We start from the raw sequence: 23,388 nt of genomic DNA, 5'->3' as shown, positions 1-23,388 counted from the left end.
CGCGAGCGTATGCGAACAACCGCGGGAAGGGCGATCACCTTCCTCCCGCGGTCCCGGTGGGTGCGGATCCGGCGATCGCTCGCTTCCGTACGATCGCGAAAGGAGTCGCCCAGGACGGGCTCGATCCCGCGCTGCGCGCTTCCGGAGGCAGTCGAGGAGTGGTGCATGAGCCGGTTCAGCGGATTCCCCGCCCACGTGGAGAAGCACATCGGCCGGGTGCGCGGTGCCGACAGCCGCACCGCCGGTGGCCGCGACCGCGGTTACCACCTCGTCTACTGCGACCACGAGGACGGCGCGCACGTGACCGTGCTGACCAGCGGACTCCGGGACCGCACCGCGGGCGCCCCGCTGCCGCAGGAGCTCCTGTGCACGCTGCAGTCCTCCCAGGAGCGCTACGCCCGGCACCTCACCGGCGTGATCGCCGAACTGCTGACCGAGTCCGACAGCCGGGTCGGCTACGGCGCGTTGATCATGAACGACCGGGTGCTGCTGCCGGACACCGAGATCGCCGGGGCGCTGGCCGCGCCGCACCCGTACCTCGGCGACGAGTTCGACGTGCTGCTGGACGACTCGGGCCAGCCCGTGCTCCAGCTGATCACGCTGATCCCCATCACCCGCGGCGAAGCGCAACTGGTCGCCCGCTACGGCCGCGACGCGCTGTATGACCGCTGGGAGCAGCACAGCGTCAACCTTCTCGACATCCACCGCCCCGGCACGGCCTGAGGGTCGGGTCGGGGTTCGCTCCGGGTTGCGCCCCGAGGTGCCCGACGCCGCCCGGACGCAGGCTGGGGGCATGAGCGAGAACACCACCACTCGAGTCCGCACGCTGCGCCGCAGCCGAGACGACGCGATGATCGCCGGGATCTGCAGCGGCGCGGCCAGGATGGTCGGCGTGGACCCGGTAATCGTCCGCGTCCTCATGCTGACCGCCACCCTTCTCGGGTTCGGCACCGGCATCCTGCTGTACCTGGCCTGCTGGCTCATCGTCCCCGAGGAGTGACCCGCGCGCCGCGCGGTCCGCCTCCGGCGAAGGGCAGGCCAGGCCGGTCAGCGGAGATTGGGCGCCTGCTCGATGAAGGTGTCCAGGACGCCGTCGGCGACCTTGACCGGCCCCTGCGGGCGCACCTCGCTGGGCACCGTGCTGATCTGCTCCGCCCGCTCGGCGAGCTGCCGCGCCGCGGTGAAGTGCTGGACGGCCGGCCCCTCGTCGCCGTCCGCCCGCGCCCGCAGCCCGTCCAACGTGGCCAGCAGGGAGTCGCCCCACAGCTCGGTGGCGGCCAACCACGGCTGCACGTCCGACACGAAGTCCGCCGGAGCCCCGGCCCGGATGCGCTCCGGCGCGTCGGCGATCGCCTGCGCGTGGGGACGCAACTCCCGGATCGCGGTCGCGTGGTCGCCGGTCGACCAGCTCACGCGGAACGTGTCGAGGCGGCGCGCCAGTTCCGGCGCCGGCTCCAGCCACGGCCGTCCGCTGGGCAACGGTGCCATGTGCTCCAGGTCGAAGAACACCAGGAGCGCCTCGACCGTCGCCGGATCGGCCACCAGGCTGGGCTCACCCCCCGCCATCCGCCGCCCGGCCAGGTACTCCGCGGCCGCGCGCCAGGCCCGCTGCGGGTCGAACGCCGCGTCGTTCCAGGCGAAGTCGGCCGCGCCGATCTCCACCACCTTGCTGGCCGCGGCCTGGTTCATCGGGTTGACGATGTCGCCGGCGAGCTGCTCGGACAGCCCCCGCTCGCGCTTGGCGTACGGGCCGAGCAGCACCCGCCCCACCGAACCGTCGAAGTCGTTGACCGGGTAGTTGTCCCACAGCAACACCTTGCGGCCCCAGACCTTCGCGGCGCCCTGCGCGTCGGCGACGGTGATCCGCCGCGGGATCACGCCGTCCCCGGTCCACATCACCAGCACCCGCGGGTCCAGCGTCGAGCGGATCGCCGACTTGTACGCCGAGTCTTCGACATCGGAGTACTCGGTCGGCACGGTCTGCAGCGGCGCCACGTCAGGGTGGGTGTCGACGAACTCACGCTGCACCCGGTTCAGCAGCTCGGCCTGCGCCCGCCCGGCCGCGCCCTCCGACGCCGCACCGTACTTCGCCTCGTCGCCCGGGCAGTTCCAGCGGGTGTAGGTGATGTCGTCCAGCGGCACGGAGAAGTCCCGCACGCCCGCGTCGTACACCGCCTGCAGCTTCGCCACCAGGGCCCGGAAGTCCGAGTCGGCGCTGTAGCAGATGGAGGTGCCCGGGGAGAGCGCGAAGGTGAACCGCACGTGGTGCGCCTTGGCCTGCTGGATCAGCTCCTGCACCCGGGCCAGCTCGTCCGCCGGGTACGGCTCCCGCCACCGCTCGCGGTGGTACGGGTCGTCCTTGGGCGCGTAGATGTAGGTGTTCAGCTTGACCTCGCCGTAGAACGCCAGCTGGTCCATGCGCTCCTGGTGCGTCCACGGTGGGCCGTAGAAGCCCTCGACACTGCCGCGCAGCGGCATCGACGGGTGGTCGTTGATGCCGACCCCGGCGATGCGTCCCGGCGAGGCGATCTGCCGCAGTGTCTGCACCCCGTAGTAGGCACCGGCCGGATCGGAGGCGCCGATGAACAGCGTCGGGTCGCTGCCACCCCGCGCGGCCAGCACGTAGCCCTCGGCCGGGACCGGGGCGGGCGCGCCAAAGCCGACCTCCTGCAGGCCCTTGACCACGCTCGGCGAGACGCGGTCGCCGATCCGTACCCGCAGGGTCGCGTCCTCGACGGGCTGGCCCGGGTCGCGCACCACCACGTCGCTGGCTCCGGCCAGCCGGAGCACCTGCACCGCGAGGTCCCGGGTGGGCTGGTCGACCAGCGGGTCGACGACGACCTCGACCTTGCCGCGCACCGCGATGTCGTCGCCGAGCCGCCTCATCTCCTGCGGTTGGGGCGTCACCTGCGGTAGGCCGGTGGCCGGGAGGGACTCCGCCGGTGGCGCGGTCGGGCTCGGCGCGGGTACCTGCGGCACCGTGTTGGTGCATCCCGCCAGCGCTGCGCAGAGCAGCGCCGCGACCGCTGCGGACCGACGCCGGGTGTTTCGACCGAGCATGACCCCCACCTCGCGTGACTCCTGGACTCCTCCCAGGAGATCACACACACCCCAGCACCGCTGCCAGGGCACGGCGAGAAGCCACGCCCCCCTTCCACCCCGGACCCACCCCGACACACCCAGGCGTGCCGGGCCCCAACTCCAGGCCAATTTTTGGGAAGATCGTCCCGACGCGCGGGGGTGTGTCGGGTCCGGTTTCCGGGGTGCTGCGGGGCGGGGTCAGGTGTCGAGGAGGGTTCGCCAGGAGCGGACCTGGTCGGCCAGGACCGAACCGCCGCGGCCCGCGCCGCGCGCACCGCGGCCGATGTGGAGCGCCCGGACTCCGGCGGCGCGCAGCTCGGGCACGTGCTCCTGGCGCAACCCACCGCCGACGAGCAGGGTCACCCCGTCGATGTCCTGCTGGGCGGCGAGTTCACGCAACCGGGCGACCCCCTCGTCCACGCCCTCGGGGTCCCCGGCGGTCAGCACGGTGTCCGGGCCCAGCGACACCGCGTGGTCCCAGGCCAGTCTGAGGTGGGCCGCGTGGTCGACCGCGCGGTGGAACGTCCACGGGCACCCGGCCAGTTCGTCCAGCACGTCGCGGGTGGCACCCACGTCGACCTGGCCGTGCTCGTCCAGGAACCCGAGCACGAACTCGGTCGCCCCGGCCTCCCGCAGCTCCCCCGCCCGCCGCCGCAGCACCGCGACGTCAGCGGTGTAGTCCGGTTCCTCGCGAAGCATGACCCGCACCGGCAGGTCGGTGGCCGCCAGCACGTCGCGGACCACCGCGGGATCGGGGCTGAGCCCGTCGGCCTCGATGTCGCGCACCAGTTCCAGCCGGTCCGCCCCGCCCTCCTGCGCGGCCACCGCGTCGCCGGCACCCGTGACGATCACTTCCAACAACGCGCCCATACCCGCACCATAGGTGCCGCGCGGGCCGGTGGACGGGCGAGCGCGCCAGCACGCCCAAAGGGCCGCCCCCATCCGGGGACGGCCCTTCGAAGCGGTCGTGCGGCGCGGATCAGAAGTCCATGCCGCCCATGCCACCGGTCGGGTCCGCAGCGCCCGCCTTCTCCTTCTCCGGCTTGTCCGCGACCACGGCCTCGGTGGTCAGGAACAGCCCGGCGATGGAGGCGGCGTTCTGCAGCGCCGAGCGGGTGACCTTGGCCGGGTCGATGATGCCCGCGGCCAGCAGGTCCTCGTACTCACCGGTCGCGGCGTTGAGGCCGTGGCCCGTGGGCAGGCCCTTGACCTTCTCCGCGACGACGCCGCCCTCGAGGCCGGCGTTGACGGCGATCTGCTTCAGCGGAGCCTCGACGGCCAGCTTGACGCTGTTGGCACCGGTCGCCTCGTCGCCCTCCAGCTTGAGGCCGTCGAACGCGGCCTGGGTGGCCTGCAGCAGCGCGACACCGCCACCGGCGAGGACGCCCTCCTCGACCGCGGCCTTGGCGTTGCGGACCGCGTCCTCAATGCGGTGCTTGCGCTCCTTGAGCTCGACCTCGGTCGCCGCACCGGCCTTGATGACGGCCACGCCGCCGGCCAGCTTGGCCAGCCGCTCCTGCAGCTTCTCACGGTCGTAGTCGGAGTCCGAGCGCTCGATCTCGCCGCGGATCTCGTTGACCCGCCCGGCGATCTGCTCGTCGTCGCCGGCACCCTCGACGATGGTGGTCTCGTCCTTGGTGACGACGACCTTGCGGGCACGGCCCAGCAGGTTCAGGTCGGCGTTCTCCAGCTTCAGGCCGACCTCTTCGCTGATGACCTGGCCGCCGGTGAGGATGGCCATGTCCTGCAGCATCGCCTTGCGGCGGTCACCGAAGCCCGGGGCCTTGACGGCGACGGACTTGAAGGTGCCGCGGATCTTGTTGACGACCAGGGTGGCCAGAGCCTCGCCCTCGACGTCCTCGGCGATGATCAGCAGCGGCTTGTTGGCCTGCATGACCTTCTCCAGCAGCGGGAGGAGGTCCTTGACGTTGGAGACCTTCGAGCTCAGCAGCAGGATGTACGGGTCCTCCAGGACCGCTTCCATCCGCTCCGAGTCGGTGACGAAGTACGGCGAGATGTAGCCCTTGTCGAAGCGCATACCCTCGGTGAGCTCCAGCTCCAGGCCGAAGGTGTTGCTCTCCTCGACGGTGATGACGCCTTCCTTGCCGACCTTGTCCATGGCCTCGGCGATCAGCTCGCCGATCTGGCGGTCACCGGCCGAGATCGCGGCGGTCGCGGCGATCTGGTCCTTGGTCTCGATCTCCTTGGCGTTCTTGAGCAGCTGCTCGGCGATCGCCTCGGTGGCCTTCTCGATGCCCCGCTTCAGAGCGATCGGGCTGGCACCGGCGGCCACGTTGCGCAGGCCCTCACGCACCAGCGCCTGGGCCAGCACGGTGGCCGTGGTGGTGCCGTCGCCCGCGACGTCGTCGGTCTTCTTCGCGACTTCCTTGACCAGCTCGGCCCCGATCTTCTCCCACGGGTCCTCGAGCTCGATCTCCTTCGCGATGGAGACGCCGTCGTTGGTGATGGTCGGCGCGCCCCACTTCTTCTCGAGCACAACGTTGCGGCCCTTCGGGCCGAGCGTCACCTTGACGGCGTCGGCGAGGGTGTTCATGCCGCGCTCAAGACCGCGGCGGGCGTCCTCGTCGAACGCGATCATCTTGGCCATTGCGGTGTGGTCCTCCACCTGTCTGGACGCCGCGTGGTGAGTGCGCACCCCACGGCAGGACTCGTGCTCGGCCAGGCTCGGTGCCCGCGACGGACGACCGCTCGGCAGCACCGCCCCGTGGCGCCGCCGGAGACGGCCTCACCGTCCCGACCTGGCACTCAACCTTGCTGAGTGCCAATACCGTGTTTAGCACTCTCACCGGGTGAGTGCAAGCGAAGCCCCGGGCGCGGCGCGTCGTCAGCCGCCGACGGTGGGCACCGTCGTGGGCAGGTCGTTGTCGTTGTAGGAGGACGTCTCCGTGGACTCGGTGGTGCGGGAGTCGTCGCCGCTGGAACCGCCGCCGATGGAGCTGATCATCACGATGAAGATCACCACAATGACCACCAGGGCGACACCGACGAGCACCGGCACGATCCACTTCGCCGAGCCACCGGACTTCGTCGCGAACGACGCGGACCCGGCCGGCAGCGGCGGGCGCAGGCGCACCGGGTCGTTGGTCGGCGGCGGCAGCGGGCGCGGCGGCTGCTGCTGGTACGGCGGCCGGTAGCCGGGCGCTGCCGGCCCCTGCTGCGCGTACTGGACCGGCTGCGGACCCGACATCGGGCCCGGCACCGGGACGGCGGTGCGCGGCGGCGGCGGGGTGTCGCCGGCCGCGGGACCGAGCGCGGCCCGGGCCGCGGCGATCAGCTCCTTGCAGTTGCCGAAGCGCTGGTCGGCCTTCTTCGCCATGCCGCGGCGCAGCACCTCGTCGATGCTGCCGGGCAGCACCACCAGCGAGGTGGCGGGCGGCGGCTCCAGGTGCAGGTGGCCCTGAATGACCTCCTGCACCTGGCCCTGGAACGGCGGTCGCCCGGTCAGGCAGGCGAACAGCATGCAGCTCAGCGCGTACTGGTCGGTGCGGCCGTCCACCGGTTCGCCGCGCAGGTGCTCGGGAGCCGCGTAGGTCGGCGAGCCGAGAAAGTCGCCGCTGCTGGTGCGGTGGCCGGTCGCGCCGCGCCGGGTGAGGCCGAAGTCGGCCAGGTAGACGTGCTCGTGGGCGGACTCGCGGGAGGTCACCAGCACGTTGGCCGGTTTCAGGTCGAGGTGCACCAGCCCGCGCTCGTGCAGCATGTCGAGCGCCTCGGCGACCTGGCCGAGCAGTTCCAGCGCGCGCTTCGGCGAGATCGGCCCGTCCTTGATCAGGCTGGCCAGGTCGGAGCCGTCAACCAGCCGCATCGCGATGTAGAGCATGCCGTCGACCTCGCCGAAGTCGTACAGCGGCACGATGTTGGCGTGGTCGATGGCCGAGGTGTTGCGGGCCTCGTCGACGAAGCGCTCGCGGAACTCCGCGTCACCGGTGATGTGCTCGCCCATGACCTTGAGCGCGACCTTGCGGCCCAGCCGGGTATCGGTGGCGCGGTACATCACGCTCATCCCGCCGCGGCCGAGCACTCCGTCGATCTTGTAGTGGCCGAGGCGCTGCCCGGTGAGGTCTTCCGACACACGACGAAGCCTAACGTTCCGAGATCGCTGCCGTGTGCGGGTTCACCATCGTGCAGCCGAATCGTGCTGCACGGCCCCGGAACGCGCCGCGGCCCGGCCCCCACCGGAGGACCGGGCCGCGGCGATCGACTCAGACCTTGCGGACGCCGTCTGCCTGGGTGCGGCCGTCCCGCCCCGCCTTCACCTCGAATTCGACCCGATCACCTTCGGAAAGGGTGCGAAAACCGGGCATGTTGATCGCGGAGTAGTGGACGAACACGTCGGAGCCACCGTCCGTTGCGATGAATCCGTAGCCCTTCTCGGAGTTGAACCATTTGACCGTGCCGACCGCCACGGCGTCCTCCTCATGAAAAGTGATGCACGACGCGCCAAGCGTCGCTGGAGCAACGGCCACGCTACCCCAGAAATGGAGCTTCGTCGCGGGTTCGGCAATGCAACTTTTCCGTTAACCGCTGGGCCGAACGGGTGCTTGGCCCGGCCACGGTCAGTCATCGGAGTAGTGCGCCGTACCGCAATTCCCCCGAGCGCAGGAACGGATTTGCGCCAGGAGCGAAATTGACGGCGCGCGCCGTCCGTTCGGCGGCATGCTGAGCGGATCAGCCGCGTCGTCTCGGCGCGGCGCGTGGAATCGTTCGGCGGCTCAGGAGCGGGCGCCGAGACCATTGGCCTGCAACCAGGTGACCAGGCCGCGCGGATTGCGCGTCTGGGTCAGCACCTGACCCGGGCCGGCGAAATCGAACACCAGTCCCTCGCCGCTCTTGAGCGACTGCGCGATGCCCTGGTTCATCTGGCGCAACCGGCTCTGCACCGTGTCGGCGTAGGCGACCACGTGACCGGTGTCGATCGTGACGTACTCGCCGGGCTGCAGGGTCACGACGTCCAGCGCGCCGTAGCAGGACACCACCGCCGGGCCCTGGCCGACGAGGTGCGTCACGAACCCGCCCTCGCCGCCGAAGAGGTTCTGGAAGCCGCCCCACTGCGCCTCCACCTGGACCGTGCTGGCCGAGGCCAGCCAGCAGCCCTTGGTCACGCACCAGCCGGTGCGGCCGTCGAGCTCGATGACGTACAGGTCGCCGGGCAGGTTCGGCGCCACGTCCACCCAACCGCCCTGCTGCGGCGCCGTGTAGGTGGACACGAAGAACGACTCGCCGCCGAGCGCGGCCCGGGCCAGCGACTTCAGGAAACCGCCCTGCGCGCGCGCCTCGACGCTCACGCCGTAGCTGGTGGCCAGCATCGCGCCGGACTCGACCTGCACCGGCTCCCCCGGCGCGAGCACCAGCCGGGCCACCCCGAACGACGGCGTGTGACGCGTACGAACCTGCACGGGCACCTCCTCCTCGGTAGGACCACCCGCAGTCTGCCACGCGCACCGATGCGACGATCTCGGCGTCCACGCCGCCCGAGGGAAAACCCGAAGGTGAGGACATCACCACACGACGTTTTGACCGCCGGTGACGACAGCGTCGGTGCCGATGACAGATGATCGGGGCGTGTCGCACGGAACCGGAACCCCAGACCTGACCACGGTGGCCGACCACCGGGCCAGGGTCGCCGCCCTGCTCACCACAACGCCGGTCGCGAGGCTTCCGCTGGAGGACTGCCTTGGCCTGGCCCTGGCCGAGGACCTGACCGCGTCGATCCCGCTACCGCCGTTCGACAACTCCGCGATGGACGGCTATGCCGTGCGCTCGGCCGACCTGGCCGGGGCCAGCCCGGAGCAGCCGGTGGAGCTGCCGGTGGCGGAGGACATCCCGGCCGGTCGGGTCGACGTGCCGCCGCTGCGCCCCGGCACCGCGCACCGGATCATGACCGGGGCCCAGATGCCACCGGGCGCGGACGCGGTGATCCCGGTGGAGCGCACCGACCGGGGGACGAAGCGGGTCCGGCTGTTCGCGACGGTCCAGCCCGGCCAGCACGTGCGGCAGTCCGGCGAGGACGTGACCGCCGGGGACACCGTGCTCACCGCCGGCACCACGCTCGGCCCGGCCCAGCTCGGCGTCGCCGCCGCGATCGGGGTCGCGCACCTACGGGTGCACCGGCCGGTGCGGGTCCTGGTGCTGTCCACCGGATCGGAGTTGATCGCGCCCGGCACCGAGCTCAGGTCGGGACAGATCTACGAGTCCAACGGGCTGATGCTGGCATCGGCGGTGCGCGAGGCCGGGGGCGAGGCGACGCTGCTGCGGTTCGTCCCGGACGACGTCGACGCCTTCCACGCCGCCCTCGCCCCGCACCTGGACGGCACCGACCTGCTGATCACCTCCGGCGGGGTGAGCGCGGGGGCCTACGAGGTGGTCAAGGACGCGCTGACCGGCACCGGGGTGGAGTTCACGAAGGTCGCGATGCAGCCGGGCATGCCGCAGGGCGCCGGCCGGTACCGCGGTGGCGCCGCGGTGGTGACCCTGCCCGGCAACCCGGTCAGCGCGATGGTGTCGTTCGAGGTCTTCGTCCGCCCGGCGCTGCGGGCCGCGGCCGGGCACCGCGCCGTCGGGCGGCCGGTGCGCCGAGCCGAGCTGGCCGAGCCGCTGACCGCGCCGCCCGGCAAGCGGCAGTACCGCCGCGGCCGGTTCGACCCCGCGGCCGGGACCGTGACGCTGCAGGGCGCCCCGGGATCCCACCTGCTGGCGGGGCTGGCCAAGGCGAACTGTCTGCTGGAGATCGCCGAGGACGTCACCGAACTTCCCGCGGGCTCCACTGTGGACGTGATGCTGCTGGATTGACGGATCACGTCCGCTGGCCAAGACTGCACCACCGTCCCCAACCCCCACCGGAGTAGTGCACCGTGCGTGGCCCCTGGCGCGCCGCCCTGGCGCTGGCGTTGCACACAGGCTTCTTCGTGGCGCCGATCGCGCTGGTCCTCGGGCTGCTCGCGATTGCCGCCGTCACCTTCCAGTACGACCGGGGCGGTGGGCTGAAGGCCGCCGCGGCGGCCGTGGTCGTCGGCGCAGTCCTGGCCGTCGGCCTGCGCGCGATCCTGCGCTCGCGGGCGCGCCCCCGCGGAGTCCGCCTGGACCGCGCGGAGCAGCCACAGCTGTGGCGGACGGTGGAGTCGATCGCCGCCAGCGCGGGCGCGCCGGCACCCGACGAGATCCGGATCACCTCCGAGCCCGCGATGGCCATCCGCGAGGACACCGCGCTGCTCGGGCTGCGGACCCGGACCCGCCACCTGGAGATCGGCCTGCCGCTGCTGGCCGCGCTCAACGTCAGCGAGTTCCGCGCGGTGCTGGCGCACCACCTCGGCCGCCTGGCCGGCAGCGCGCTGACGACGACGGCGCACCGCGCCGCCGCCAGCGTGGAGCGCACCGTGGCCGGCCTCACCGGCGGCCCGACGAAGTGGCTGTTCGCCGGCTACGCCCGGCTGTTCACCGCGCTTGCGGCCGCCACCGGCCGTGACCTGGTGCTCGCCGCCGACGCCCTCGCGGTTCGGGAGGCAGGCCGGCGCGTCGCGGTGACCGCGCTGCGGAAGTCGGTGGCGGTCGAGCTCGGCTGGCGCGACTACGCCGACGAGTACCTAAGCATGGCCACCGCGGTCGGGCACGCCCCGGAGGTGCTGCTGGGGTTCCGCTCCTTCATGGAGCACCCGGCGCGCAGGTCGACGCTGGCCGAGCGCACCAAGCAGGCCATCGCCGAGGAGGACGACACCGACCGCACCCGGCCGCCGGTGCGCCAGCGCATCGAGGCGATGAAGCGGATCAAGACCCCCAGTCAGGAGGTCGACGACCGGCCGGCGTTCGCGATGCTGCGCAACCCGCGCAAGAGCGTGCCCGAGCTGGAGGACCGGCTCATGGTCGACGGCCTCGGGCCGCGGCTGCCCTGGCCGGAGCTGGCCCGGTTGGCCGGTGCCGCGCACGTCGCCGAGCAGGCGGCGCTGCTCAGCTCGGCGGCGGAGCAGAGCGGGCTGCCGGTCACGCCGACCATCGGCGGCATCCTGCCCGCCATCCACCGCGGCCAGGGCCGCGACCTGGTGAACCCGGTGCTCAACCCCGGTCTGCGCCCGGAGCTCATCGACCAGGCGGCGGTCGACACGCTCACCGACCTGCTCGGCTGCGCCGTGGTGGACGCGTTGGTCTGCGCCCGGCGGGCGCATCATGAACTGGACTGGGGAGGGCCGTCGGTCGTCCGGCTGGCCAACGGCCGCCCGCTGGACCCGGACCGGTTGGTGCGGCCCGCGGTCGTCGACCCGCGGCTCATCCCGGGCCTGCACCGCACGCTGGTCCAGCTGGGTGTGCCGCTGACCCACACCCGCCGCCCCGCGCCCGAACCGGAACCCGTGCTGGCCGGGATCGTCAGCCCGGTGCAGTGCCCCGGCGGCAGCTACGACCTGCTGGTCACCGACCGCGGTCTGCTGCTGCTGCCCACCCGGGCGAGCACCGCGAAGCGGCTGCTCGCGGGCACGCTGGCCCGGTTCCGCCAGGCCGAGCAGGAGCAGTTGGAGGAGCTGGCCGCGACGCCCATCGGCGAGCTGCGGGAGCAGGCGGGCGCGCAGTGGGTGGACAGCCGCGACGTCGCGGGGGCCCGGCTGGACCAGGACCGCGCGGGGTGGTCGCTGTCGCTGGAGCTGTACCTCGACGAGTTCGCGTTGTCGACACTGGACGAGGCGGGGGTGACCAACGGAGAGGACACCTGCGAGCTGGTACTGCGCAGCAGCGCCGACAGCGTGGAGCACGGCGACCCGTATGGTGGGCTGGGCGAGCTCATGGGGGCGCGGATGGATCTGGACGACCCGGCGGTGGTGTGACGGTTGAATGGAAAGGATGACTCACCGTCATCAACACGGCCGCCAAGGTCCTCCAATAGCGGCTACGGTGGTTTTGTGAACTCGATTACACTAGGAACCACGTAACGAAACGTCGATCGAATACATCTCACAGACGTCCGCATTTTTCCCGCTCAGCTTGCCCGCGGGGCGGATCAGGAAGGACCGTGCGCCGTCGGGGGGTGCACGGACCTTCACCAGAGGGGGCCGTTCGGTGTCTGCGGGGAGACGCCGAACGGCCCCCGCTTCTCCTCCCCCGTTTCCTCGACCCACCCCGGGGCGGACTTGAGCGGACCGCCCCCACTTCACCCGCGCGGGTTACTGCGGGCGGTTCCGGGGCGGTAGCATCCCCCAGTCCGATCAGCGCAGGTCAGCCGGGCTGTCCGTGATCAACTACGCCCCCTGGCGTCGGTGGATTCTGGGCGTCCGCGATGCTGTACCGACGACGGCGCCGGTCGCCCGGACCGCAGCGCCGCACCACGACCGCCGACGCAGGGGCGTAGCACCGCGATGAGCACCGCCGAAGAACCGAAGAACACTCCGCTGGCGCACCTGGCCGCGCTGGCCCGCGACACCATCCCGCCGATGCACCCCGCCGGGCGCCCGTTCGTGCTCGGCGCCGCGGTGCTCGCGCTGCTGCTGCGCCGCATCTGGCGCCCCGCAGGCGTGCTGGGCGGCATCCTCACTGCCTGGTGCGCGTGGTTCTTCCGCGAACCGAAACGCACCACGCCGACCCGCGCGGGTATCGCCGTCGCGCCCGCCGACGGCACCGTCGCGCACGTGACGACCGCGGTGCCCCCGGCCGAGCTCGGCCTCGGCGACGCGCCGATGACCCGGATCAGCGCCTTTCTGACCATCTTCGACGTCCACGTCCAGCGCATCCCGGTCAGCGGCAAGGTCGCCGCCGTCGCGTACCGGCCGGGCAAGTTCCTGTCCGCCGATTTGGACAAGGCCAGCGAGGACAACGAGCGCAACTCCCTGCTCATCCGCACCGACGACGGCACCGAGGTCGCCGTGGTGCAGATCGCCGGGCTCGTCGCCCGCCGCATCGTCTGCTCGGTCCAGGAGGGCGACCTGGTGCAGGCCGGCAGCACCTACGGGCTGATCCGGTTCGGCTCCCGCGTGGACCTCTACGTGCCCCAGGGCAGCCGGGTCCTCGTCGAGCCCGGCCAGCGCACCGTGGGCGGCGAGACCGTCCTCGCCGAACTGCCGCGGGGGAAGCACGACTCATGAGCATGCGCACCACCCCCGGCGTCCGGTTGCTGCCCAACGCCATCACCGTGCTGGCGATGTGCGCCGGGCTCTCGGCGGTCCAGTTCGCGCTGGCCGGCCACCTCACCGGCGCGATCGCCGCGGTGGCGGTCGCCGCGGTGCTCGACGGGCTGGATGGGCGGCTCGCCCGGCTGCTCGACGCCACCTCGAAGATGGGCGCCGAGCTCGACTCGCTGTCCGACGCGATGTCCTTCGGGGTCGCCCCGGCGTTGACGCTGTACGCGTGGCAGCTGCAGGACAACCGGGCCGGCTGGGTGGTGTCGCTGATCTTCGCGGTGTGCATGGTGCTGCGCCTGGCGCGTTTCAACACGCTGCTGGAGGACGCCGACCAGCCCCCGTACGCCAAGGAGTTCTTCGTCGGGGTGCCCGCTCCGGCGGCCGGGCTGCTCGCCCTGCTGCCGATCATCCTCACCGCGCACTTCGGCCACCCCGGCTGGTGGTCGGACCAGAACGTGGTGATGGGCTGGATGCTGCTGATCGCGGCGCTGGCGGTCAGCCGGCTGCCCACGCTGTCGCTGAAGACCGTCAGGGTGCCGCCGAAGGCCGTCGCGCCGCTGCTCGTGCTGGTGGCGGTGCTGGCGGCCGGGATCATCATGTTCCCGCTGATCTCGCTGGCCATCGCAATGGTGCTGTACCTGCTGCACATGCCGTACGCGCTGTACCGGCACAACTGGCTGGCCAGGCACCCGGAGGCGTGGGAGGCGCCGCCGCGCGAACGGCGGGCGATCCGCCGTCAGCGACGTCTGGGGCTGCGCCCACCGCTACGCCGGCGCGTGGCGGGCGCGGCGCGCCGCGTGCGGCTGCCGCGCCGCTACAGCCACCCCGACGGGCCGCGGCGCAGCTGGCGCCGCCTGGAGCTGCGGCGCGGCCGCAACGACAGCGCTTCGCGCTGAGCGAGGGCTCCAAGCTCGCGGGGTGCTGCTGTGCGGCCCGCCGGGCTGCGGCAGGACGTTCCTGGTGCGCGCGCTGGTGGGCAGCGGGGTTGCACGTGCTGGCGGTCAAGGGCGCCGCCCCGCAAGTTCCCAAGTTCGAACTTGGGAACTTCTTGGGTCCCCGCGGGCGCCTGGGTAGGGGCGCTAGGCGACCGATCCACCAGGTTTGCCGAAACGGGGGGACGAGAAGGTCACTTGCCGACGGTGGTGCCCTTGTAGTCGTTGGTGATGATCGCGATCAGCCCCGGGCTGGCGTTGCGGATGCCGTCGAAGCGCGGTTCCGCGCGCGCCCCGATGCGGGCCGCCAGTTCCCGGGCCTGGCGCTCCTCATCGGTGCCCGGCCGGAAGTACACCGTCGTGGTGGGGATGATGCCCCCCGAGTAGTTGCCGATCTCCGGCACGTCGTACCCGGCCCGTTTGAGGTCCTCGGCCGCCCGGTGCGCCAGCCCGCTGATCGTGCTGTTGTTGTAGACCCGCACGACCACCAGCGCCGCACCGTCACCGGAGCCCACCGGCACGTCCTGGGTCGGTTGCTGCGGGGGCGCCACCGGCTCGGGCGGCGGAGGCGCCTGCGTGGGGCTCGGCGCGCCGGCGCTGGAGGTGGCGGGCGGGTTCGACGGGGCGGCGACGGGCACGGTGTCGGGGCTCGGCGGCAGCGGCTGGGCCGAGTCCGACTCCTGGCCGCCGAAGGCCAGCGTGCCGATGCCGATGGCGCCCGCGATCACCCCGATCCCGATCAGGCCGATTCCGGCGATCCTGGCTCTCGATGGCCCGGAGGACGGTTCCCCAGAAGTCATCAGTGCAACTCGATTCCCAGTCGTTGGGCGGTCCGCGCGCGCTGCCGATCCGCCCGTGCCTTGCGCAGCCGTCTGATCAGCATAGGGTCTGCCCGAACCGCCGCCGGACTGTCCACGAGCGCGTTCAGCAGCTGGTAGTACCGCGACGGCGACATGTCGAACAGCTCCCGGATCGCCTGTTCCTTCGGACCGGGACGCTTCCACCACTGCCGCTCGAACGCCAGGATGCCGCGCTCGCGTTCGCCGAGCTCACCCGAAGGAGGCACCGGTTCGGGTTCCGGCACGGGCTCGACGACCCGCTCGATCGGCTGGGTGACCGGTTCGGCGAGCCGCAACCGCCGCCCGGTGGCCGGCTCGGGTGAGGTCTGCCGTTGGTGCAGGCGCGCCAGTTGCTCGCATTGCCGGGCGATCTCCCGCGCGGTCAGCATTTGAGCGGCGTCCATCTGGCTCCTCGCCTTGCGATTGGGGCTTCCCGCGTTCGCCGGAATCACAGTGCTGTGATCCTTCTTCATTACACCATGGTGGTTCACCGGCCGTGACCGGATCATGCCGCCCGGTGGCGGCACGACACCCGTCGGCGGCATCCGGCTGAACCGCTAAGGTCCGGCCCATGGCTGTTCACCCGATCCGCATTGTCGGCGACCCGGTGCTGCACAACCCGACCCGTCCGGTGGAGCGGTTCGACGACACGCTGCGCACCCTGGTCGAGGACATGTTCGAGACCATGGCCGCCGCGAACGGGGTCGGGCTCGCGGCCAACCAGATCGGCGTGGACCTGCGCGTGTTCGTCTACGACTGCCCCGACGACGAGGGCGTCCAGCACCGCGGCGTGGTGGTCAACCCGCGGCTGGAGACCTCGGCGATCCCGGAGACGATGCCGGACCCGGACGAGGACTGGGAGGGCTGCCTGTCGGTGCCCGGTGAGTCGTACCCGACCGGCCGGGCGAGCTGGGCGAAGGTCACCGGGTCCGATGTGGACGGTAATCCGGTGGAGGTGGAGGGCACCGGCTTCTTCGCCCGCTGTCTGCAGCACGAGACCGACCACCTTGACGGCTACCTCTACCTGAATCGCCTGGTCGGCAGGCACGCCCGCGCGGCGAAGAAGATGGTCAGGCGCAACGGCTGGGGCGTGCCGGGCCTGTCCTGGAACCCGGCCGAGCACGGCGACCCCTTCGCCGACGACGAGGACTGATCAGAACCCGCGGGTCACGAGACCAACGGCACACCGCCCCTGCCGTCAGGAGGGTGAACGGGGGTTGGCAGGAGTGGGGGCGGCGGCTAGCCTCTGGCGACGACATATCAGACACCGCGGGAGCTCGCACCAACAGCGGGCTGAGAGGGCGGCTGGAGGATTCCGGGGCCGCCGACCGCATGAACCTGACCGGGTAATGCCGGCGTAGGGAGTGGATTGGCAGTGGCCGACGTGCGCTCGAACGCGTCCACCAACGGGACCGAGATCACCACCGGGCCGATCAGCGGCTCGCGGAAGGTGTACCGCAGCACCGAATCCGGCTCGCAAGTGCCATTCCGCCGCATCGAACTGACCAACGGCGAGCACCTCGACGTGTACGACACCTCCGGGCCGTACACCGACGAGAACGCCACCATCGACGTCCACAACGGACTGCACCGGATGCGAGCGGACTGGATCGACGGGCGGGAGCACCGCACCCAGCTGGGCTGGGCCAAGGCGGGCGTGATCACGCGGGAGATGGAGTTCATCGCCGTCCGCGAGGGCGTCTCGCCGGAGTTCGTCCGCGACGAGGTGGCCAGCGGCCGGGCGGTGATCCCGGCGAACCGCTGTCACCCGGAGAGCGAGCCGATGATCATCGGCAAGAACTTCCTGGTGAAGGTGAACGCCAACATCGGCAACTCGGCGGTGACCTCCTCGGTCGAGGAGGAGGTCGAGAAGATGGTGTGGGCGACCCGCTGGGGTGCCGACACCGTGATGGACCTGTCCACCGGCAAGCGGATCCACGAGACCCGGGAGCGGATCCTGCGCAACTCGCCGGTGCCGATCGGCACCGTGCCGATCTACCAGGCCCTGGAGAAGGTCAACGGCGATCCGGCCGCGCTGACCTGGGAGATCTACCGCGACACCGTGATCGAGCAGTGCGAGCAGGGCGTGGACTACATGACCGTGCACGCCGGGGTGCTGCTGCGCTACGTGCCGCTGACCGCGAAGCGGGTCACCGGCATCGTCTCGCGCGGTGGGTCGATCATGGCCGCGTGGTGCCTGGCGCACCACCAGGAGAACTTCCTGTACACGCATTTCAGCGAGCTGTGCGAGATCCTGCGGGACTACGACGTCACGTTCTCGCTCGGCGACGGTCTGCGGCCGGGGTCGATCGCCGACGCCAATGACCGCGCCCAGTTCGCCGAGCTGGAGACCCTCGGCGAGCTCTCGCACATCGCCCGCGAGCACGACGTGCAGGTGATGATCGAGGGCCCCGGCCACGTGCCGATGCACAAGATCGTCGAGAACGTGCGGCTGGAGGAGGAGCTGTGCGGTGAGGCGCCGTTCTACACGCTCGGCCCGCTGACCACCGACATCGCCCCCGCCTACGACCACATCACCTCGGGCATCGGTGCGGCGATCATCGCCCAGGCGGGCACCGCGATGCTCTGCTACGTCACGCCGAAGGAGCACCTGGGACTGCCGAACCGGGACGACGTGAAAACCGGCGTGATCACCTACAAGATCGCCGCGCACGCCGCGGACCTGGCCAAGGGCCACCCGCGGGCGCAGGAGCGCGACGACGCGCTGTCGAAGGCCCGGTTCGAGTTCCGCTGGACCGACCAGTTCAACCTGTCGCTGGACCCGGACACCGCGCGGGAGTTCCACGACGAGACGCTGCCCGCCGAGCCGGCCAAGACGGCGCACTTCTGCTCGATGTGCGGGCCGAAGTTCTGCTCGATGAAGATCACCCAGGACGTCCGCAAGTTCGCCGAGGAGCGCGGGCTGACCAGCGTCGAGGCGATCGAGGCCGGGATGCGGGAGAAGTCCGACGAGTTCGTCGGCGCGGGCGGCAAGGTGTACCTGCCGATCGCCGAGTGAGCACCGGGGAACGGCGATTCCAGTGGCCGGCGACACGTCGATCACCACTGGAATCGCCCCCCGGCCGTCGGGCACCCGGGATGATCAGCAGGATCGGGGCCGTACCATGAACTGGATGCACGAGACTGCGGCCGGGCGCGCGATTCGGCCCGCGAACGACACCGCCCCACCCACCGCGCTAACCATCGCCGGGTCCGACTCCGGCGGCAGCGCCGGGATGCACGCCGACCTGCGCACCTTCTTCGCCTGTGGGGTGCACGGCATGACCGCGGTCACGGCGGTGACCGTGCAGAACACCGTCGGCGTCACCGGGCTGGTGGAGATCCCGCCGCAGACCGTGGCCGCGCAGATCGACGCCGTGGCCTCCGACATCGGGGTGGACGCGGCCAAGACCGGGGTGCTCGCCTCCGCGGCCACCATCGAGGCCGTGCTGGACGTGTGCGACAGGCACGGCATCGGCCGCGCGGGCCGGACCCCGTTCGTGGTCGACCCGGTCGCGGCCTCCCGCAGCGGCGAACCGCTGCTGCGGCCGGATGCCCTCGACGCCCTGCGGCACCAGGCGTTTCCGCGGGCCACGCTGGTCACCCCGAACCTGGACGAGGTGCGGCTGCTGACCGGGATCGACGCGCGCACCCGCGCCGACCTGCTGGACGCGGCGAAGGCGATCTACGACTTCGGCCCGGAGTGGGTGCTGGTGAAAAGCGGTCACCTGCCCGACGACCCGGAGTGCGTCGACCTGCTCTTCGACGGCACCGAGGCGATCCCGCTGCCGGGGCCGCGCTACGCGACGGTGCACACCCACGGCGCCGGTGACGTGTTCGCCTCGGCGATCACGTCCGCGCTCGCCAAGGGCGCCTCGGTGCCGGACGCGGTGCGCAGCGGCAAGCGGTTCGTCACCCGCAGCGTTTCGCACGCCTACCCGCTGGGTTCCGGGGTGGGGCCGGTCTCGACGTTCTGGCGGATCAGCCCGCGCTCGATCTGAACCCCGACCATCCCCGAACCGTCCCCCTAATAGAGTGATCTTCGCTCCGGGTCTGTAACCCGAATGGCGTGTTTCGTCGACATACGGGTCGAGACGCGCGTAATTCCCGGACCGCGTGCCGCCGCCGGTACGCGGTCCGCCGCGCGCTGCGCGCACGACGACGACAGGGGTTTTCGACAGCGTGGCTAAATCGGTGTGGACACGAGTGCGGGAGCGGCTGACCACCCAGTCAGGAGCACCGGACCCCCGACAACGCCAGTACGCCGTGCTGGTGCTCGTCGCCGTGGTCGTCGGGACCGCCATCGGCTGGCTGTTGGACTTGCACACCCCGGCCCTGGTCGCCGGGCTGACCGCGGTGCTGGCGCTGGTGGCCAGCGGCGGCCAGTCGCTGCGGTCCGACCTGTACCGCTTCGCCTGGTTCACCCCGGCGCTGGTGCTGACGATGACCGTCGGCCCGCTGCTGGCGAACGTCCCGGTGCTGGCCGGGGCGGTGGTCGCCGTCGTGGTGTTCGGCACCGGCATGCTGCCCGCGCTCGGCGAGCACTACCACGTCGGCGGGCAGACCTTCGCCGCGGCGACGCTGGTGTCCACCACCACCGGCATCGGCGCCGACCAGCCGGTGCTGGTGCTGCTCGGTTCGTCGGTCGCCGGGGCGCTGTTCGCCCTGGTCCTGCGGGTCGTGATCGGCCTGAGCGATCCCACCCGGGCCACCCGCGTCGCGGTCGCCCGGACGCTTCTCGCGCGCGGGCCGGGCGTGGTCGAGTCGGCCGCCGCCGCGTGGCGCGCGGACGGCTCCAGCACGTGGCTGGGCCAGGTGCTGGCCGGTGCGGCCCGGTTCCGCGCGGCGCGGGAGACGCTGCTCGCGCAGGCCCAGCAGAGCGACCGGATCGAGGCCGAGCGGCTGCGCCAGATCGTCGCGGAGGCCGACCAGGTCGCTGCCGAGCTGGCGCGCTCGGTGCGCGCCCGCGCCTGCACGGGACTGCCCGCGGCGGCCCGGCGCGACCCGGCCCAGGCGGTCGTGGCCCGCGGCGGGCGACAGGACCTGCCGGACGCGGTGCAGGGCATCAACCAGGGCCTGGACCGGATCCGCGCCGCGGTGGTGCGCCGGGTGGATACCCCGCTGCCGCCACCGGCGCCGGGCGCGCGGCGCGAACGGCTGCTCGGCGCGGTGCGCGCGCACCTGTCGTTCCGGTCGTCGCTGTTCCGGCACGCGCTGCGCTGCACGCTCGCGGTCGCCTTCGGCATGGTGATCGTGGCGCTGCTGCGCGATCCCTCGGCCTCCAGCCTGCTGCTGGCGCTCTACGTGGTGCTGCAGCCCGCTGCCCGCGACAGCATGACGGGAGCGCTGGAGCGCACCGGCGGCGCGGTGCTGGGTGTGACCGCGCTGGCCATCGTGATCACGCTGCTGCCGGGCGCGTTCCTGCTGGTGCCGCTGGTGATCGCCGGGATGCTGCTGAACATGCCGCGGCTGCGCACCGACTACCAGGTGCTGCTGAGCTGTTTGATCGTGATCACCGTGGTCGACCAGGCGATGCGGCTGGAGCGGCCGCTGGTGAACGTGGGGATCAGCTTCGCGGCGAACACCGCGGTCGGCGCGGCCATCGCGCTGATCGTCGGCTACGTCAGCTACCTGGTGCTGCCGAGCAGCATCCTGCCGGACGTGCGCGGAGCGGTGCGGTCGACCGTGTGGGCCGTGTCGGAGCTGCTGCGCAGCGTCCGCGCCGCCGGTCAGGGCGTCGACCTCCCGACCGCGCTGCAGGCCGCGCACGTGCTGGCGCTGCGCCGCACGCAGGACCTGCTCGGGATGCCCGCGCTACTGGACGGCACCGGTGAGGAGACCGACGACGACCGCGCGACCCGGGACGCGGCCATCGCGCTGGACGCGCTGCGGCAGGACGTCGCGACCCTGGCGTTCCGGCCCGAGGCGGAGCAGGCGGTGGCGGTCCCGGCGCTGCGCGCGGTGGACGACCTGCTGGGCGGCAAGCCGACGGCGAAGATCCCGGACGTCCCGGAGGGCAGCGCCCCGGCCACGGAGCTGCTGGCGAGTTCCCTGGTGGAGAACGCCCTGCACGCCCGCCAGGCGATCGACCGCACCTTCGGCTACGACAACCCGTGGAAGAGCTACACGATCTCCTTCGTCCGCACCGAACGCCTCCACATCCGCTGACAGCGCCATCGCGGCGCGGTGATCCGACCGGTGCGCGAACGTGACGTGAACGCGCGGTGGCTCACTCCATGGGGCGGCCGGGGCTGGACGCCTGCGCCCAGAAGCGCTTGGGGATGCGGCCCGCCGTGCGGGCCAGGCGGCCCGCCTCGACCGCTGCCCGCATCGCCGCCGCCATGCGCTCCGGGTCCTGGGCGCGGGTGACCGCCGTGGCCAGCAGCACCGCCGAGCAGCCCAGTTCCATCGCCAGCGCCGCGTCCGAGGCGGTGCCGATGCCCGCGTCAAGCACGATCGGCACCGACGCGCGGGACACGATCATCTCGATGTTGTGCGGGTTGCGGATGCCCAGACCGGTGCCGATCGGCGAGCCGAGCGGCATCACCGCGGCGCAGCCGACCTCCTCCAGCTTCAACGCCAGCACCGGGTCGTCGTTGGTGTAGGCCAGCACCACGAAGCCCTGGTCGACCAGCTGCTCGGCCGCGTCGAGCAGTTCCACCGGATCGGGCAGCAGGGTGTCCTCGTCGGCGACGACCTCCAGCTTCACCCAGTTGGTCTCGAGCGCTTCGCGGGCCAGCTGCGCGGTCAGCACCGCCTCCGCCGCGGTCCGGCACCCAGCGGTGTTCGGCAGGGCCTCGATGCCGAGCTTGCGCAGCAGGTCGAGGACGCCCGTGCCGCCACCGGCGTCGGCGCGGCGCATCGCCACGGTGGTCAGTTCGGTTCCGGACGCGATCAGCGCGCGCTCCAGGACCGCGAGGTTCGTCGCGCCTCCGGTCCCGGTGATCAACCGCGAGCCGAACTCGCGCCCGGCGATCACCAACGGGTCGTCCATGTCACCCTCCTTGCACTGCGGTGAGGACCTCGATCGCGGCATCGGGGCGCAGCTCGGTCCCCGGCCAGGAGGCCCGCGGCACCACGGCACCGTCCAGCGCCACGGCCACGCCCCGCTCGGGCACGCCGAACTCCGTCAGCACCGCGGCCAGCGTCGCGTCCTCGGCGACCTCCCGCGGCTCCCCGTTGATCACGACCTTCACTGCTGTCCTCCCCATCGGCTCGGATCGGCGGCCTTGACCTCGGCGGCGGGTTCCTCGCCGCGCAGCAGCGCGAGCACCGCGTCGGCCGTCACCGGAGTGAGCAGGAACCCGTTGCGGTGGTGCCCGGTGGCCACCAGCACGCCGGGCTCGAGCCACCCGAGCACCGGCAGGTTGTCGTCGGTGCTGGGGCGCAGCCCGGCCGCGGCCTCGACCAGCTGGTACTCGGCGATGCCCGGCAGCACCTGTTCGGCGTCGGCGATCAGGTCGCGCACCCCGCCCACGGTGACCTCGGTGTCGAACCCGACCTCGTGCTGGGTGGCCCCCAGCACCAGACCGCCGTCGTCGCGGGGCACCAGGTAGACCGGCCGGCCGTGCACCGGTCCACGCACCGTACGGCTCGGCGGCGGCAGCGCGGTGGCCCGCGCGCGCAACCGCAGGATCTCGCCCTTCACCGGACGGATCCGCCCGACCAGCCGGGGGTGCAGCGAACCCGAGTGGGCCCCGGCGGCGATCACCGCCACATCGCAGTCCACAGTGGAGTCCTCGAGGTGCACCGCACCGGGCCGAACCTCGCGGGCGCGGGCGGTCACGAACTCCACCCCCGCCGCGGTCGCCGCGGCGCGCAGCGCGGCCAGCGCCTGCCGGTTGTCGACCGCGAGATCACCCGGCACCTCCAGCCCGCCGCGCACGGCCGGTCCCAGCGACGGCTCCAGCCTGCGCACCTCCCGACCGGTCAGCCGGATGACGGTGCGGCCGAGGCCGGCCAGGTAGTCCGCCAGGTTGTTCAGCTCCTCGCGGTCGGCGCTGTCGACGCCCACCACGATCGTGCCCTCGCGGCGTAGCCCGGACGGCAGCCCGGACGCGCGGGCAAGCTCGTCGGCGAAGCCCGGCCACTGCCGCAGCGACACCGACCCGAGTTCCAGCAGCTCCTCCTCACCGGGCCAGGCTTCGGCGATCGGCGCCAGCATGCCGCCGGCGACGTGCGACGACCCCGACGCCGGTGCGTCGTCGACCAGGCGCACCCGGTGCCCGGCGGCAGCGACACGCCAGGCGATGGACAGACCAATGACTCCGCCGCCCACGACGGCGACGTTCACTTCTCCAGACACTTCACGCTCCCTGCGCCGGCATGACCCGGATCAGGTTCGACGGTCGGGGCCTCACGCCCCCTCTCAGCCCGGTCGGCCGGGCTCCCGTGCTCACCGAGTCCACCGTACCGGGCCCGGAT

21 protein-coding genes and 2 riboswitches are annotated in these 23,388 nt (G+C 72.1%); of the genes, 10 read left to right on the top strand and 11 right to left on the bottom strand.

All coding sequences use genetic code 11. The annotated features are described in order from the left end of the window. The first annotated feature begins 165 nt into the window (after window positions 1–165). Both IEY17_RS00665 and IEY17_RS00660 read left to right on the top strand, forming a co-directional pair. Window positions 166–723: a suppressor of fused domain protein gene (locus IEY17_RS00665; RefSeq protein WP_188984290.1), complete on the top strand. Its 558-nt coding sequence runs from the start codon at window positions 166–168 to the stop codon at window positions 721–723. A gap of 70 nt (window positions 724–793) precedes the next feature. Then, the gene (locus IEY17_RS00660; RefSeq protein ID WP_188984288.1) at window positions 794–1,000 is read left to right on the top strand and encodes a PspC domain-containing protein; all 207 of its coding nucleotides are present in this window, start codon (window positions 794–796) and stop codon (window positions 998–1,000) included. A 47-nt stretch (window positions 1,001–1,047) separates the two neighbouring features. Here the strand turns inward: IEY17_RS00660 and IEY17_RS00655 are convergent, their stop codons facing one another. The 6 genes from IEY17_RS00655 to IEY17_RS00630 all read right to left on the bottom strand — a co-directional run bounded on the left by IEY17_RS00655 (window position 1,048) and on the right by IEY17_RS00630 (window position 8,495). Beyond that, window positions 1,048–3,060: a glycoside hydrolase family 84 protein gene (locus tag IEY17_RS00655; RefSeq protein WP_188984286.1), complete on the bottom strand. Its 2,013-nt coding sequence runs from the start codon at window positions 3,058–3,060 to the stop codon at window positions 1,048–1,050. A gap of 219 nt (window positions 3,061–3,279) precedes the next feature. Next, entirely contained in the window at window positions 3,280–3,951 is a 672-nt protein-coding gene (locus IEY17_RS00650) for a copper homeostasis protein CutC (protein ID WP_188984284.1), read from the bottom strand. Between the two features lie 109 nt (window positions 3,952–4,060). Next, window positions 4,061–5,689, bottom strand: a complete 1,629-nt coding sequence (groL, locus tag IEY17_RS00645; RefSeq protein WP_188984282.1) for a chaperonin GroEL — start codon at window positions 5,687–5,689, stop codon at window positions 4,061–4,063. A gap of 237 nt (window positions 5,690–5,926) precedes the next feature. Then, the gene (locus IEY17_RS00640; protein ID WP_188984280.1) at window positions 5,927–7,171 is read right to left on the bottom strand and encodes a serine/threonine protein kinase; all 1,245 of its coding nucleotides are present in this window, start codon (window positions 7,169–7,171) and stop codon (window positions 5,927–5,929) included. Window positions 7,172–7,301: 130 nt separating this feature from the next. Continuing rightward, window positions 7,302–7,505: a cold-shock protein gene (locus IEY17_RS00635; RefSeq protein ID WP_188984278.1), complete on the bottom strand. Its 204-nt coding sequence runs from the start codon at window positions 7,503–7,505 to the stop codon at window positions 7,302–7,304. A 306-nt stretch (window positions 7,506–7,811) separates the two neighbouring features. Beyond that, window positions 7,812–8,495, bottom strand: coding sequence for a TIGR00266 family protein (locus tag IEY17_RS00630; protein ID WP_188984276.1), 684 nt, complete (start codon window positions 8,493–8,495; stop codon window positions 7,812–7,814). 148 nt (window positions 8,496–8,643) lie between these two features. Between IEY17_RS00630 and moeA the strand changes: the two genes are divergently transcribed. The 4 genes from moeA to pssA all read left to right on the top strand — a co-directional run bounded on the left by moeA (window position 8,644) and on the right by pssA (window position 14,089). Further along, window positions 8,644–9,888: a molybdopterin molybdotransferase MoeA gene (moeA, locus tag IEY17_RS00625; protein ID WP_188984274.1), complete on the top strand. Its 1,245-nt coding sequence runs from the start codon at window positions 8,644–8,646 to the stop codon at window positions 9,886–9,888. Window positions 9,889–9,950: 62 nt separating this feature from the next. Further along, window positions 9,951–11,906 carry a M48 family metallopeptidase gene (locus IEY17_RS00620; RefSeq protein WP_188984272.1) on the top strand — a complete coding sequence of 652 codons (1,956 nt, stop codon included), beginning with the start codon at window positions 9,951–9,953 and terminating at the stop codon, window positions 11,904–11,906. A gap of 528 nt (window positions 11,907–12,434) precedes the next feature. Continuing rightward, entirely contained in the window at window positions 12,435–13,157 is a 723-nt protein-coding gene (locus IEY17_RS00615) for a phosphatidylserine decarboxylase (RefSeq protein ID WP_188984270.1), read from the top strand. Continuing rightward, a complete protein-coding gene (gene pssA, locus IEY17_RS00610; protein ID WP_188984268.1) occupies window positions 13,154–14,089 on the top strand; it encodes a CDP-diacylglycerol--serine O-phosphatidyltransferase in 936 nt (311 codons plus the stop codon). The genes IEY17_RS00615 and pssA overlap by 4 nt, the downstream gene beginning before the upstream one ends. Before the next feature lie 230 nt (window positions 14,090–14,319). Here the strand turns inward: pssA and IEY17_RS00605 are convergent, their stop codons facing one another. Next, window positions 14,320–14,925 (bottom strand): LytR C-terminal domain-containing protein, encoded by a 606-nt coding sequence (locus tag IEY17_RS00605; protein WP_188984266.1) that lies wholly within the window; start codon window positions 14,923–14,925, stop codon window positions 14,320–14,322. Continuing rightward, the gene (locus IEY17_RS25105; protein WP_373289831.1) at window positions 14,925–15,230 is read right to left on the bottom strand and encodes a DUF3263 domain-containing protein; all 306 of its coding nucleotides are present in this window, start codon (window positions 15,228–15,230) and stop codon (window positions 14,925–14,927) included. The genes IEY17_RS00605 and IEY17_RS25105 overlap by 1 nt, the downstream gene beginning before the upstream one ends. A gap of 305 nt (window positions 15,231–15,535) precedes the next feature. Here IEY17_RS25105 and IEY17_RS00595 point away from each other — a divergent pair, with 305 nt between their 5' ends. From IEY17_RS00595 to IEY17_RS00580, 4 genes are all read left to right on the top strand, one after another. Then, a complete protein-coding gene (locus IEY17_RS00595; RefSeq protein WP_188984264.1) occupies window positions 15,536–16,117 on the top strand; it encodes a peptide deformylase in 582 nt (193 codons plus the stop codon). A 106-nt stretch (window positions 16,118–16,223) separates the two neighbouring features. Beyond that, window positions 16,224–16,345, top strand: a riboswitch (TPP riboswitch). Then, window positions 16,340–17,983, top strand: coding sequence for a phosphomethylpyrimidine synthase ThiC (thiC, locus tag IEY17_RS00590; RefSeq protein WP_308423930.1), 1,644 nt, complete (start codon window positions 16,340–16,342; stop codon window positions 17,981–17,983). (Overlaps the previous riboswitch by 6 nt.) A 115-nt stretch (window positions 17,984–18,098) precedes the next feature. Continuing rightward, window positions 18,099–18,965: a bifunctional hydroxymethylpyrimidine kinase/phosphomethylpyrimidine kinase gene (thiD, locus tag IEY17_RS00585; protein ID WP_188984262.1), complete on the top strand. Its 867-nt coding sequence runs from the start codon at window positions 18,099–18,101 to the stop codon at window positions 18,963–18,965. Between the two features lie 193 nt (window positions 18,966–19,158). Continuing rightward, window positions 19,159–21,132: an FUSC family protein gene (locus IEY17_RS00580; RefSeq protein ID WP_229679727.1), complete on the top strand. Its 1,974-nt coding sequence runs from the start codon at window positions 19,159–19,161 to the stop codon at window positions 21,130–21,132. Window positions 21,133–21,193: 61 nt separating this feature from the next. Here IEY17_RS00580 and thiG read toward each other — a convergent pair whose 3' ends face one another. The 3 genes from thiG to thiO all read right to left on the bottom strand — a co-directional run bounded on the left by thiG (window position 21,194) and on the right by thiO (window position 23,269). Continuing rightward, on the bottom strand, window positions 21,194–21,958 hold the full coding sequence (gene thiG / locus IEY17_RS00575; RefSeq protein ID WP_188984258.1) for a thiazole synthase: 765 nt from the start codon (window positions 21,956–21,958) through the stop codon (window positions 21,194–21,196). A gap of 1 nt (window position 21,959) precedes the next feature. Next, a complete protein-coding gene (gene thiS / locus IEY17_RS00570) occupies window positions 21,960–22,160 on the bottom strand; it encodes a sulfur carrier protein ThiS (protein ID WP_188984256.1) in 201 nt (66 codons plus the stop codon). After that, window positions 22,157–23,269 (bottom strand): glycine oxidase ThiO, encoded by a 1,113-nt coding sequence (thiO, locus tag IEY17_RS00565; RefSeq protein WP_188984254.1) that lies wholly within the window; start codon window positions 23,267–23,269, stop codon window positions 22,157–22,159. The genes thiS and thiO overlap by 4 nt, the downstream gene beginning before the upstream one ends. Continuing rightward, window positions 23,260–23,367, bottom strand: a riboswitch (TPP riboswitch). Its footprint overlaps the gene before it by 10 nt. Window positions 23,368–23,388: the final 21 nt, after the last annotated feature.

The sequence above is a fragment of the Saccharopolyspora thermophila genome, assembly GCF_014646075.1.
Lineage (GTDB): Bacteria > Actinomycetota > Actinomycetes > Mycobacteriales > Pseudonocardiaceae > Saccharopolyspora > Saccharopolyspora thermophila.
This window is presented reverse-complemented; position numbering and strand designations above follow the sequence as displayed.